The sequence below is a fragment of the Tabrizicola sp. genome (assembly GCF_041919135.1).
In the GTDB taxonomy this organism is placed as follows: domain Bacteria; phylum Pseudomonadota; class Alphaproteobacteria; order Rhodobacterales; family Rhodobacteraceae; genus Tabrizicola.
This window is the reverse complement of sequence record NZ_JAYRUJ010000003.1, coordinates 26,286-38,417: the sequence shown is the minus strand read 5'-3', so window position 1 is coordinate 38,417 and position 12,132 is coordinate 26,286. Positions and strand designations below refer to the sequence as shown.

Sequence of the window (12,132 nt, the reverse complement as noted above, 5' to 3'; positions counted from 1 at the left end):
GCGCGACCTTGCGGAAATCCGGCAAAGGGCCGGGTCCTGCGCAGGGGAAAACAGCTGATCATTTCGACAAGATAGGCATTGCCGCGCCGAAGTCCATGCCGCATCACGCGAATTGCGCTGGCACCCCGGCGGCGGACCCGCCTTCACCTCGACCCCCGCCTTGGTTAGTCTGCCCGCCCCAACTGACGAGGATTCGCATGAGCCTGACCCAGATCCCCCGCCTGATCGCCGCCGAGATCGGGGCCACGCCCCAGCAGGTCGGCGCGGCGGTCGAGCTTCTGGACGGCGGCGCGACGGTGCCCTTCGTCGCCCGCTACCGCAAAGAGGTGACGGGCGGCCTCGACGATACCCAGCTGCGCAAGCTGGAGGAGCGGCTGGGCTATCTGCGCGAGCTGGAGGCGCGGCGGGCGGCGATCGTCGGCTCGATCACCGAGCAGGGCAAGATGACCGATGCGCTGGCGAAATCCATCGCCGGGGCGGCGACCAAGGCCGAGCTGGAGGACATCTACCTGCCCTACAAGCCCAAGCGCCGCACCAAGGCGATGATCGCCCGCGAGGCGGGGTTGCAGGGGCTTTACGACGCGATCGTCGCGGATCGGTCGGCAGAGCCGGCGGCGCTGGCGGCGGGCTACCTCACGGAAGGGTTCCCGGATGCCAAGGCCGCGCTGGAGGGCGCGCGCGACATCCTGGCCGAGGGGCTGGCCGAGGATGCCGCGCTGCTGGGTCGGTTGCGCGACCACATGCGCAAGGCGGGGAAGCTGGCGGCGAAGGTGGTGGCGGGCAAGGAGGCGGCGGGGGCCAAGTTCGCGGACTATTTCGCCCATACCGAGGAGTTCAGCCGGGTGCCCAGCCACCGGGCGCTGGCGATGTTCCGCGGCCGGAACGAGGAGGTGCTGACCCTGGACCTGGAGATCGACGCCGAGGCCCCGCGCGGCGAAAGCCCCTCCGAGCGCGCCTGCGGCGCGGCGGTGGGGGCCGCGGGGCAGGGGCCGGGCGACAAATGGCTGCGCGAGGCGGCGGCCTGGGCCTGGCGGGTGAAGCTGAAGACCTCGCTGACGCTGGACCTGATGGCCGAGCTGCGCGAGGCGGCCGAGGCCGAGGCGATCCGGGTTTTCGCGCGCAACCTCAAGGACTTGCTGCTGGCGGCCCCCGCCGGGGGCAAGGCCACGATGGGGCTGGACCCCGGCATCCGCACCGGCGTCAAGGTCGCCGTGGTCGATGCGACGGGCAAGCTGGTGGCGACGGATACGGTCTATCCGTTCCAGCCCAGGATGGACCTGAAGGGCGCGCAGGTGGCCATCGCCCGGCTGATCGGGCAGCATGGGGTGAAGCTGATCGCCATCGGCAACGGCACGGCCAGCCGGGAGACGGAAAAGCTGGTGGCGGAGCTTCTGGCGCTCTTGCCCTCGGCCGCGGAGAAGCCGGTGAAGGTGGTGGTTTCGGAGGCCGGGGCCTCGGTCTATTCGGCCAGCGAGTTGGCGGCGCGGGAGTTTCCAGAACTGGATGTCTCGCTGCGCGGCGCGGTGTCGATTGCACGGCGCTTGCAGGATCCGCTGGCCGAACTGGTGAAGATCGAACCGAAGGCGATCGGGGTCGGCCAGTATCAGCATGATGTGGACCAGCACCGGCTGGCGAAATCGCTGGACGCGGTGGTCGAGGATGCGGTGAACGGGGTGGGGGTGGACCTGAACACGGCCTCGGCCCCGCTCTTGGCGCGGGTGTCCGGCGTGGGGCCGGGGCTGGCCGAGGCCATCGTGGCGCATCGCGATGCCAACGGGCCGTTCGCGACGCGGAAGGAATTGCTGAAGGTCGCGCGGCTGGGCCCGAAGGCCTTTGAGCAGGCGGCGGGGTTCCTGCGGATCACCGGGGGGAAAGAGCCGCTGGATGCCTCCAGCGTCCACCCGGAAGCCTATGATGTGGCACGCAAAATCGTCGCGGCCTGCGGGCGGGACATCCGCGGCCTGATGGGCGACGGGGCGGCGCTGAAGAAGCTGAATCCGGCGGCCTTCGTCGATGACCGCTTCGGGTTGCCGACGGTCAGGGACATCCTGTCGGAGTTGGAGAAACCGGGCCGCGACCCCCGTCCCAGCTTCAAGACCGCGACCTTTACCGAGGGGGTGGAGGAGATCACCGACCTGCGTCCCGGCATGGTGCTGGAGGGCACGGTGACCAACGTCGCGGCCTTCGGCGCCTTCGTCGATATCGGCGTGCATCAGGACGGGCTGGTGCATGTGAGCCAGCTGTCCGACAGCTTCGTCAAGGATCCCCATGCGGTGGTGAAGGCCGGGGATGTGGTCAAGGTCCGGGTGGTGGAGGTCGATGTGCCCCGCAAGCGGATCGGGCTGACGATGAAATCGGACGGCGGCGCTTCGGCGCGGGATCAGGCAAGGGAGCGGGGGCCTGCGGCAAAGCCGGTCAGGGGGCCGATGCAGGCGGGGGGGCAGGGTGGGGGGAATGCCTTTGCCGATGCGCTGAAGGGGAAGTTCGGGAGGTAGGGGCAAGTCCTTGCGGGCGCCGGGTTAAATCGGCGAGAGGCGAAGGGGGCAGGCGTCTGGCATGTGTATGGCAGGCGTCTGGCTTTGGTCCCGACCGGCTGCGGGCGGGGGCTGCGTTTACCATGCGGGCGAATCGGGTGCGGCTGGGCGGCAAATTCCTTGCTTAAGGAATTTGGGTTGCGCCCGGTGTCAGGCCGCCGCGCCGCCGACCGTGAGGCCCTGGATCAGCAGCGTCGGCTGGCCCACCCCCACCGGAACCCATTGCCCGGCCTTGCCGCAGTTGCCGATGCCGGGATCAAGCTGAAGGTCGTTGCCGATCGCGCGGATGCCTTTCAGCGCGGTCGCTCCGTCGCCGATCAGGGTCGCGCCCTTCACCGCCTCGCCCACGACGCCGTTCCGCACCCGGTAGGCCTCGGTGCAGGAGAACACGAACTTGCCGGAGGTGATGTCGACCTGCCCGCCGCCGAAGCCCACGGCGTAGATGCCGTCCCGGAGGCTGGCCACGATCCCGGCGGGGTCGTCCTTCCCTGCGAGCATGTAGGTGTTGGTCATCCGCGGCATCGGGATATGGGCAAAGCTTTCGCGCCGTCCGTTGCCGGTGGGGGCGACGCCCATCAGGCGCGCGTTCTGGCGGTCCTGCATGTAGCCCACCAGCACCCCGTCCTCGATCAGCACGTTCCGGCCCGAGGGCGTGCCTTCGTCGTCGATGGAGATCGAGCCGCGGCGGTCGGGGATTGTGCCGTCATCAAGGACAGTCACGCCGCGCGAGGCGATCTGTTGCCCCATCAGCCCGGCGAAGGCCGAGGTTTCCTTGCGGTTGAAGTCGCCCTCCAGCCCGTGGCCGATGGCCTCGTGCAGAAGGATGCCGGGCCAGCCGGGGCCGAGGACGACATCCATCACCCCGGCGGGGGCCTCGACCGCGCCAAGGTTCACGCGGGCGATGCGCAGGGCCTCGGCGATCATCGGCTTCCAGGTCTCGGGCGACATGAGTTCGGCCAGGCCATGGCGGCCGCCCCGGCCCATGCCGCCCTGTTCGCGGCGGCCGTTCTCCTCGATCATCACCGAGACGTTCAGCCGGGCCATCGGGCGGATGTCGGCAAGACGGGTGCCTTCGGGGCGCAGGATCTCGACCTCTTGCAGCGAGGCCGAGAGGGTGGCGGAGACCTGCACCACGCGCGGGTCGAGGGCGCGGGCATGGGCGTCGATCTCGCGCAGAAGGTCGAGCTTCACCGGGAAGCTGGCGTCGGCCATCGGGTCGTCGGGGCGGTAGAGGCGGGTGTTGGTGCCGCGCGGCGGATCGGCCAGCGTGCCGCCGCCCGCGCCCACGGCAAGGCGCGCGGTCTGGGCGGCGCGGCGGAGCGCGGTCTCGGAGATTTCGGTGGAATGGGCGTAGCCCGCGACCTCGCCCCGCACGGCGCGCAGGCCGAAGCCCTGGGAGGCGTCATAGGTCGCCTGCCGGATGCGCCCGTCGTCGAGGACGATGGTCTCGGCCCGGCGGCGTTCGAGGAAAAGCTCGCCATCGTCGGCCCCGGCGGTCGCCGCGCGCAGGGTGGCAAGGGCGGCGGTCTCGTCGAGGTGGGTGTCGAAGGGGCGGAAGGGGGCGTCGGTCATCGCGGGCCTCTGGCGGAAGGGCAGGGGCCAGAGATGGGCCGTGCCGCGGGTCCGGTCAAGGCGGAAAGCCCGGCGGGGGGAGCGGGGGGGCGCGGGGACCCGGCCCTGCGCGGCGGGCCCGGCCGGGGGGGGTGCGACACTTTTGCTTGTCCCGGCCGGGCGAATATGGTTTGAGGACAAAAGGAAACAGCGGGATTCTGCCGGAAAGGCAGGGCCCGAAAAAAGGCGGCGACAGGCCGCCATGCGAACGGGATACAGACATGCGCCTTTCCACTGTGATGACCGGCATTGCAGCCCTTGGCACCACCGCTTTCGCGGCTGGAACGGCCTTTGCGCAGCAAGCTCTTGAAATCGTTGGGCAGCCGGTGGACGGCTTGATGGGGTTCCAGCCCGCCGCGACCGAGGGTGCGCGCGATCTGCACTGGCTGGACGACATGATCCTGTACATCATCACCGCCGTGGTGATCCTGGTCGTCGCGCTGCTGCTGTTCGTGATCCTGCGCTACAACCGCCGTGCGAACCCGGCGCCGGCGCGCTTTACCCACAATTCGCCGCTGGAAGTGGCATGGACCCTGATCCCGGTCGTCATCCTGGTCGTCATCGGGGCCTTCTCGCTGCCGATCCTGTTCAAGCAGCAGGAGATCCCGGTGGGCGAGGTCACGATCAAGGCGACCGGCTTCCAGTGGTACTGGAACTATGAATATGTCGACGAGGGCGTGAGCTTCGACAGCTACATGATCGGCTCCCCCGCCACCGGCGGCGCCAACATGATGACCCCCGAGGTCGAGGCGCAGCTGGTCGAGGCCGGCTACAGCAAGGAGCAGTTCCTGCTGGCCACCGACACCGCGGTCGTCGTCCCGGTGGGCAAGGTCGTCGTGGTCCAGGTGACCGGCGCCGACGTGATCCATTCCTGGAAGGTCCCGGCCTTCGGCGTGATGCAGGACGCGGTTCCCGGCCGCACCGCCGCGCTGTGGTTCAAGGCCGACCGCGAGGGCATCTATTTCGGCCAGTGCTCGGAACTTTGCGGCCAGATGCACGCCTATATGCCGATCACGGTGAAGGTCGTGTCGGAGGCCGCCTATGCCGAGTGGCTGGCGAAGGCCAAGACCGGCGACGTGCAGCTTTCGGCGGTGGAAACCCCGGCCGAAGTGCAGGTCGCCGCGAACGACTGAGCCGCAGCCAGACTGCAACGATCTGACGGGGGTTTGCCGCGGCAGGCCCCCTTGCAGCAGACGGAGCCGGAATGAGCGATATCGGAGCATATCAGGGCGCGACCCAGACCCCGCATGAGGCGGGGTTCGGCGATTATGTCGAATTGCTGAAGCCGCGCGTCATGTCGCTGGTGGTATTCACCGCGCTGGTCGGCCTGCTGGTCGCCCCGGTCGGGCTGCACCCGGTCGAGGCTTTCGCCGCGATCCTGTTCATCGCGCTGGGCGGCGGGGCCTCGGGCGCGTTGAACATGTGGTGGGACGCGGACATCGACGCGGTGATGAAGCGCACGGCGCGGCGGCCGATCCCCTCGGGGCGGATCCCGGCGGGCGAGGCGCTGGCGCTGGGGCTGGCGCTCTCGGGCTTCAGCGTGGTGATGCTGGGGCTGGCGACCAACATGGCCGCGGCGGGGCTTCTGGCCTTTACCATCTTCTTCTATGCCGTGGTCTATTCGATCTGGCTGAAACGCTCGACCCCGCAGAACATCGTGATCGGCGGCGCGGCCGGGGCCTTCCCGCCGATGATCGGCTGGGTCGCGGCGACGGGCTCCGTCTCGCTGGAGGCGGTGCTGATGTTCGCGCTGATCTTCATGTGGACCCCGCCGCATTTCTGGGCGCTGGCGCTGTTCATGAAGGAGGACTACCACACGGCGGGTGTGCCGATGCTGACGGTCACGCATGGCCGCAAGGCGACACGGGCGCATATCCTGGTCTATACGATCCTGCTGGCGCCGTTCGCGCTGGGCGCCGCGCTGACCGGGATCGGCGGGCCGCTGACGCTGGCCGTGGCGCTGGGGCTGAACCTGTGGTTCCTGCTGGGCGCCATCCGCATCTGGCGGCGGGACGAGGCCGTGGCGGTGGCGGACGGCTACGCGGCCGAGAAAGCCTTTTTCCGCTTCTCGCTGCTGTATCTGTTCCTGCATTTCGCCGCCTTCCTGGCGGAGGCGCTGCTGAAGCCCTACGGGCTGGGAGGCTGGTGATGGCCTTCCCGCCGCAGCACGAGCTTCACAAGCGCCGCTTCAGCCGCAACCTGGGCCTTGGCCTGACGCTGGCCGCCTTCGTGGCGCTGGTCTTCGCGCTGACCGTGGTCAAGGTGACGCGGGGCGAGATGACCCCCGCCAAGCTGCAGGGCCAGATCCCGGCCCCGGCGGAACAACCGGCGGCGCCGGCCGGGACGGGGGCCGCGCCATGATCTTTCCGCGCCTGCAGGGCCCGAACCGCACGATGGCGAAACTGGTCGCCCTGGTGGTGACCATGGCCTCGCTCTCCTTCGCGGCGGTGCCGTTCTACGACTGGTTCTGCCGCGTCACCGGCTATGCCGGCACGACCTCGGTCGCCGAGGCCGGCTCGGACGTGATCCTGGAACAGACGGTCAAGGTGCGCTTCGACGCCTCGCTGGAGCAGGGGATGCCCTGGACCTTCCGGCCCGTCGCCCCCTTCATGCAGATCCGGATCGGCGAGACCGGCCTTGCCTTCTACGAGGCGCACAACCCGACCGACCGCGTGGTCGCGGGCACGGCCAGCTTCAATGTCTTTCCCTATGCCGCCGGGGGCTATTTCACCAAGATCGAATGCTTCTGCTTCACCCAGCAGGTGCTGCAGCCCGGCGAGACGGTGCAGATGCCGGTCAGCTTCTACATCGACCCCGAAATCGTCGATGATCCCGAAGGGAAGTTTGTGCGCGAGATCGTGCTGAGCTATACCTTCCACGAAACCCCGCTGCCTGCCGAACAGGCCGCGCTGGACACTTCCGCCGCAGAGAACGCAGCTGCGGTGAACTGAGAAAAGAAACGAGGGAACCGCCGGCCATGGCTCACGCAAAGAACCACGATTACCACGTCCTGCCGCCATCGATCTGGCCGCTTCTGGGGGCTGTCACGGCTTTCGCGATGCTGTTCGGCGCGGTGCTGGGGATGCATACGCCGGACGCGAATTCGGAGGACGGCTATACAATCGTCGATTTCGCCAGCGGCTACTGGCTGTTCCTGATCGGCCTCGCCGGGGTGCTTTACGTCATGTACGCCTGGTGGGCGGAAGTCGTGCACGAGGGCCAGACCGGCGACCATACCCCGGTCGTGCGCCTGGGCCTGCGCTACGGCTTCATCCTGTTCATCATGTCGGAAGTGATGTTCTTCTCGGCCTGGTTCTGGACCTTCTTCAAGCACCGGCTTTACCCGATGGGGCCGCAGTCGCCCGCCGTCGACGGCCCCTGGCCGCCCGCCGGGATCGAGACCTTCGACCCCTGGCACCTGCCCTTCATCAACACGCTGATCCTTTTGCTGTCGGGCTGCGCCGCGACCTGGGCGCACCATGCGCTGGTGCATGAGAACAACCGCAAGGACCTGGTGAACGGGCTGGCGCTGGCCATCGCGCTGGGCTTCGTCTTCACCCTCCTGCAGGCCTATGAATACAGCCATGCGGCCTTCGGCTTTGCCGGGAACATCTATGGCGCCTCGTTCTTCATGGCGACCGGCTTCCACGGCTTCCACGTCATCATCGGGACGATCTTCCTGACCGTCTGCCTGATCCGGGCGCTGAAGGGGCATTTCACCCCCGAGCAGCATGTCGGCTTCGAGGCCGCCGCCTGGTACTGGCACTTCGTCGACGTGGTCTGGCTGTTCCTGTTCGCCGCGATCTACGTCTGGGGCCAGGGCTGAACCCTTCCCCTGAAGCACCAACCCGCGCGGGCCTTCGGGCCTGCGCTTTCATTTCCGGATGACCGATGCGCCGATACTTCTTCCCCGTCCTCATGGGCATCGCCGGGGTTGCCGTGCTGATGAGCCTCGGCTTCTGGCAACTGGAGCGGATGCGGGAAAAGCGCGCCTATCTGGACGAGATCGAGGCCCGGATCCACAATGCCCCGATCCCCCTGCCCGAGGTGCCCGAGGAAGGCCGCGACAAGTTCCAGGCGGTGTTCGCCGAGGGGCGGTTCACCGGCGAATATCTGGAGGTCCTGGCGGGCCAGACCGGGGCAAGCCCCGGCGTGCTGGTGATCGAGGCCTTCGCACTGCCGGGCGGGCGCCGGATCCTGGTGCAGCGCGGCTTTGTCGCCGATGACCGGCGCGCGGCGCCCAGGGTCGCGGGCGAGGCCCGGGTCGAGGGCAACCTGCACTGGCCGCAGGACGCCAATGCCGCGACCCCGCCGCCGGATGAAAAGACCGGGCTGTGGTTTGCCCGCGACGTGGCCGCGATGGCCGCGCGGCTGGGGACCGAGCCCACGCTGATCGTGGCCAGTAAGCCCACCGGCGACGGGATCGCCCCGCTGCCGGTCGATGCCTCGGGCATCCCCAACGACCATTGGGGCTATGCGATCCAATGGTTCCTGCTTGCGGCCAGCTGGGCGGGGATGACACTGTTCCTTCTCTGGCGTATCAGGGGCCGGAACGACTGAAGGCAAGATCATGCGCTACATCTCGACTCGCGGCACCGCTCCCGTCCTTGGCTTCGGCGAGGCGATGATGACCGGGCTTGCGCGGGACGGCGGGCTTTACGTTCCCGAAACCGTGCCGGAGTTCTCCGCTGCCGAGATCGCGGCGCTGGCGGGCGCGCCCTATGAGGAGGTCGCGTTCAAGGTGATGCGGCCCTATCTGGGCGGGTTCTTCACCGATGACGAATTCCGGGGGCTGATCGCGAAAGCCTATGAGGGCTTTCACCACGCCGCCCGCGCGCCGATGGTGCAGCTGGGGTCGAACCATTTCCTGCTGGAACTGTTCCACGGGCCGACGCTGGCCTTCAAGGACTTCGCCATGCAGCTGATCGGGCAGATGATGCAGGCGGCGCTGGCGCGGAGTGGCGAGCGGATCACCATCGTCGGCGCGACCTCTGGCGATACCGGCTCGGCGGCGATGGAGGCGTTCCGGGGCCTGGCCAATGTGGACGTGTTCATCCTGTTCCCGCATGGCCGGGTGTCGGAGGTGCAGCGGCGGCAGATGACCACGCCCGCCGAGGCGAATGTCCATGCCCTGGCGATCGACGGCGATTTCGACGATGCGCAGGCGCGGGTGAAGGACATGTTCAATGACTTTGCCTTCCGCGACGGGGTGCGGCTGGCGGGGGTGAACAGCATCAACTGGGCGCGGGTGCTGGCGCAGGTGGTGTACTACTTCTACGCCGCCACGGCGCTGGGGGCGCCGCACCGGGCGGTCAGCTTCACCGTGCCGACGGGGAACTTCGGCGACATCTTCGCGGGCTATATCGCCCGGCGGATGGGGCTGCCGATCGACCGGCTGGTGATCGCGACGAACCAGAACGACATCCTGGACCGGGCGCTGCGCCTGGGCGAATACCGGACGGATGGGGTCCGGCCCTCGATCAGCCCGTCGATGGACATCCAGGTCTCGTCGAACTTCGAGCGGGCGCTGTTCGATGCCTATGGCCGCGACGGCGCGGCGGTGGGGCAGCTCATGGGCGAGCTGAAGGCGGGCGGCTTCCGCATCAGCCAGGGCGCGCTGGAGATGCTGCGGGGGACCTTCGCCTCGGGCCGCTGTTCCGAGGACGAGACCCTGGCGGTGATCGCGCGGCATTACCGGACGACCGGAGAGCTTCTCTGCCCGCATTCGGCGGTGGGAGTGAAGGTGGCCGAGGAGCATGTCGGCGGCGCGCCGATGATCACGCTGGCGACGGCGCATCCGGCGAAATTCCCCGATGCGGTGGAACGGGCGACCGGCGTGCGGCCGGGCCTGCCGCCGCATATGGCGGACCTGTTCGACCGGCCCGAGCGGGTGACGCGGGTGCCGAACGATCTTGGCGCGCTGCAGGCGCTGGTGCGCGAAAGGATCGCTCGTCGATGACTTCGTCACTCCTCGCTGCGGGTCCGCTCTCCGACGAGAAGACGAAGTCGCACGAGGAGGGGGCGTCGGGGAAGGATGCGGGCGCACCCCTTTCCCAAGCCGCGCCGGGGTTGTATCACCGGGCCATCCGACAGAACCACTGGACCGCATCTTGACCCAGAAGCTCCACACGCTGCCCAACGGCTTTCGCATCGTCACCGAGGCGATGCCGGGGCTGCAATCGGCCTCGGTCGGCCTCTGGGTCGAGGCCGGGGGGCGGCACGAGACGGCCGAGCAGAACGGCATCGCGCATTTCCTTGAACACATGGCCTTCAAGGGCACCAAACGGCGCAGCGCGTTGCGGATCGCCGAGGAAATCGAGGATGTGGGCGGCTATATCAACGCCTATACCAGCCGCGAGATGACGGCCTATTACGCCCGGGTGCTTTCGGGCGACGTGGTGATGGCGCTGGACGTGATCGCGGACATCGTGCTGAACCCGCTGTTCCGCAAGGCCGACATCGAGACCGAGCGCCATGTGATCCTGCAGGAGATCGGGCAGGCGCTGGACACGCCGGACGACATCATCTTCGACTGGCTGCATGAGGTGAGCTATCCCGGCCAGAGCTTCGGCCGCACCATCCTGGGGCCGGAGGAGCGGGTCTCGGCCTTCCGCAAGGCGGATTTCGAGGCGTTCACCGGCCGGCATTACGGCCCGGACCAGATGATCCTCTCGGCCGCGGGCGGCGTGGAGCATGACGCCATCCTGGCTGCGGCGGAGCGGATCTTCGGCGGGTTGAAGCCGGTGGGCAAGCCGGCGCTGGAACCGGCGCGCTTCGAGGGCGGCGAGCGGCGCGAGGTCAAGGACCTGGAACAGGTGCATTTCGCGCTGAGCTTCGAGGGGCCGGGCTACCGCGACGACAAGGTCTATACCGCGCAGGTCTATGCGACCGCGATGGGCGGCGGCATGTCCAGCCGCCTGTTCCAGAAGATCCGCGAGGACCGGGGCCTGTGCTATTCGATCCATGCCCAGTCGGCGGCCTATGAGGATACCGGGCAGCTGACGATCTATGCCGGCACCTCGGAGGCCGAGATCGGGGAACTCACGCAGCTGACGCTGGACGAGCTGAAGCGGGCGGCGGCGGACATGACCGAGGCCGAGGTCGCGCGCGCGCGCGCGCAGCTTCGGGCGGGGCTGCTGATGGGGCTGGAAAGCCCGACCAGCCGGGCGGAACGCAATGCGCGGCTTCTCTCGATCTGGGGCCGGGTGCCGGATGTGACGGAGGCGGTGGCGAAGATCGACGCGGTGGATACCGCTTTGGTGCGCGCCTATGGCGCCGAGCTGACCGGGGCGCGCTCGGCGCTGGCGGTCTACGGGCCGGTTGCCGGGGCACCGGGGATCGAGGCGATCCGGAAGGGGCTTGCCGCCTGATGCTGGGGCTGAAGCGCCGCGTCCGGGTCGAGACCGAGCGCATGACGCTGCGCCTGCCCGAACATGGCGACTGGCGGCAATGGTCCGCGCTGCGCGAGGCCTCGGCCGAGTTCCTGATCCGGTGGGAGCCGGTCTGGGCCAACGATCACCTGACGCGGCGGGCCTTCACCAACCGGGTCTACTGGGCGCAGCGGGCCGAGGCGCAGGGCACCGCGCTGCCGATGCTCTTGATCCGGCGCGAGGACCAGCAATTGCTGGGCGCGCTGACCCTGGACAATATCCGCCGGGGCCCGGCGCAGACCGGAACCTATGGCTACTGGATCGGCGGGGCCTTCGCGCGGCAGGGTTACATGCGCGAGGCGATCCTGGCGCTGACGCATCACGCCTTTACCCGGATGGACCTGAGCCGGATCGAGGCCGCCTGCCTGCCCGAGAACCTGCCCTCGCGCGGGGTGCTGGAGAAATGCGGCTTCAAGTATGAGGGCGTGGCGCAGAGCTATCTGCAGATCAACGGCCGCTGGCGCAACCATGTGCTTTACGCCAACCTGCGCGGCGACCGGCGCGGACGGACGGATGTGGGCTGAGGCCGGTCCGGGCCGCGGGAAGGAGCCTTCTGG

11 protein-coding genes are annotated in these 12,132 nt (G+C 68.6%); 10 read left to right on the top strand and 1 reads right to left on the bottom strand.

Annotated features, from left to right (window positions below; all coding sequences use genetic code 11):
• The first annotated feature begins 197 nt into the window (after nucleotides 1-197).
• Nucleotides 198-2,495: a Tex family protein gene (locus ACE3UA_RS03245; protein WP_374642461.1), complete on the top strand. Its 2,298-nt coding sequence runs from the start codon at nucleotides 198-200 to the stop codon at nucleotides 2,493-2,495.
• Between the two features lie 189 nt (nucleotides 2,496-2,684).
• Here the strand turns inward: ACE3UA_RS03245 and tldD are convergent, their stop codons facing one another.
• Nucleotides 2,685-4,106 carry a metalloprotease TldD gene (gene tldD / locus ACE3UA_RS03240; protein ID WP_374642459.1) on the bottom strand — a complete coding sequence of 474 codons (1,422 nt, stop codon included), beginning with the start codon at nucleotides 4,104-4,106 and terminating at the stop codon, nucleotides 2,685-2,687.
• A gap of 260 nt (nucleotides 4,107-4,366) precedes the next feature.
• Here tldD and coxB point away from each other — a divergent pair, with 260 nt between their 5' ends.
• The 9 genes from coxB to ACE3UA_RS03195 all read left to right on the top strand — a co-directional run bounded on the left by coxB (nucleotide 4,367) and on the right by ACE3UA_RS03195 (nucleotide 12,099).
• Nucleotides 4,367-5,278, top strand: coding sequence for a cytochrome c oxidase subunit II (coxB, locus tag ACE3UA_RS03235; RefSeq protein WP_374642457.1), 912 nt, complete (start codon nucleotides 4,367-4,369; stop codon nucleotides 5,276-5,278).
• 71 nt (nucleotides 5,279-5,349) lie between these two features.
• Nucleotides 5,350-6,294, top strand: a complete 945-nt coding sequence (cyoE, locus tag ACE3UA_RS03230) for a heme o synthase (RefSeq protein ID WP_374642455.1) — start codon at nucleotides 5,350-5,352, stop codon at nucleotides 6,292-6,294.
• Nucleotides 6,294-6,506 carry a hypothetical protein gene (locus tag ACE3UA_RS03225; protein ID WP_374642453.1) on the top strand — a complete coding sequence of 71 codons (213 nt, stop codon included), beginning with the start codon at nucleotides 6,294-6,296 and terminating at the stop codon, nucleotides 6,504-6,506. The genes cyoE and ACE3UA_RS03225 overlap by 1 nt, the downstream gene beginning before the upstream one ends.
• Complete coding sequence (locus ACE3UA_RS03220; RefSeq protein ID WP_374642451.1) at nucleotides 6,503-7,096, top strand: cytochrome c oxidase assembly protein; 594 nt, start codon at nucleotides 6,503-6,505, stop codon at nucleotides 7,094-7,096. Before ACE3UA_RS03225 ends, ACE3UA_RS03220 begins: the two co-directional genes overlap by 4 nt.
• A gap of 26 nt (nucleotides 7,097-7,122) precedes the next feature.
• Nucleotides 7,123-7,971 (top strand): cytochrome c oxidase subunit 3, encoded by an 849-nt coding sequence (locus tag ACE3UA_RS03215; RefSeq protein ID WP_374642449.1) that lies wholly within the window; start codon nucleotides 7,123-7,125, stop codon nucleotides 7,969-7,971.
• 65 nt (nucleotides 7,972-8,036) lie between these two features.
• Nucleotides 8,037-8,705 carry an SURF1 family protein gene (locus tag ACE3UA_RS03210; protein ID WP_374642447.1) on the top strand — a complete coding sequence of 223 codons (669 nt, stop codon included), beginning with the start codon at nucleotides 8,037-8,039 and terminating at the stop codon, nucleotides 8,703-8,705.
• Between the two features lie 10 nt (nucleotides 8,706-8,715).
• Complete coding sequence (gene thrC / locus ACE3UA_RS03205; RefSeq protein WP_374642445.1) at nucleotides 8,716-10,104, top strand: threonine synthase; 1,389 nt, start codon at nucleotides 8,716-8,718, stop codon at nucleotides 10,102-10,104.
• A gap of 151 nt (nucleotides 10,105-10,255) precedes the next feature.
• A complete protein-coding gene (locus ACE3UA_RS03200; RefSeq protein ID WP_374642443.1) occupies nucleotides 10,256-11,515 on the top strand; it encodes a M16 family metallopeptidase in 1,260 nt (419 codons plus the stop codon).
• Nucleotides 11,515-12,099, top strand: a complete 585-nt coding sequence (locus ACE3UA_RS03195) for a GNAT family N-acetyltransferase (protein WP_374642441.1) — start codon at nucleotides 11,515-11,517, stop codon at nucleotides 12,097-12,099. Before ACE3UA_RS03200 ends, ACE3UA_RS03195 begins: the two co-directional genes overlap by 1 nt.
• The last annotated feature ends 33 nt before the right edge of the window (nucleotides 12,100-12,132 follow it).

Bases quoted from the DNA above. Each gene is read 5' to 3' on its own strand.
- ACE3UA_RS03245 (WP_374642461.1), top strand. From the start codon at position 198: ATGAGCCTGACCCAGATCCCCCGCCTGATCGCCGCCGAGATCGGGGCC.
- tldD (WP_374642459.1), bottom strand. From the start codon at position 4,106: ATGACCGACGCCCCCTTCCGCCCCTTCGACACCCACCTCGACGAGACC.
- coxB (WP_374642457.1), top strand. From the start codon at position 4,367: ATGCGCCTTTCCACTGTGATGACCGGCATTGCAGCCCTTGGCACCACC.
- cyoE (WP_374642455.1), top strand. From the start codon at position 5,350: ATGAGCGATATCGGAGCATATCAGGGCGCGACCCAGACCCCGCATGAG.
- ACE3UA_RS03225 (WP_374642453.1), top strand. From the start codon at position 6,294: ATGGCCTTCCCGCCGCAGCACGAGCTTCACAAGCGCCGCTTCAGCCGC.
- ACE3UA_RS03220 (WP_374642451.1), top strand. From the start codon at position 6,503: ATGATCTTTCCGCGCCTGCAGGGCCCGAACCGCACGATGGCGAAACTG.
- ACE3UA_RS03215 (WP_374642449.1), top strand. From the start codon at position 7,123: ATGGCTCACGCAAAGAACCACGATTACCACGTCCTGCCGCCATCGATC.
- ACE3UA_RS03210 (WP_374642447.1), top strand. From the start codon at position 8,037: ATGCGCCGATACTTCTTCCCCGTCCTCATGGGCATCGCCGGGGTTGCC.
- thrC (WP_374642445.1), top strand. From the start codon at position 8,716: ATGCGCTACATCTCGACTCGCGGCACCGCTCCCGTCCTTGGCTTCGGC.
- ACE3UA_RS03195 (WP_374642441.1), top strand. From the start codon at position 11,515: ATGCTGGGGCTGAAGCGCCGCGTCCGGGTCGAGACCGAGCGCATGACG.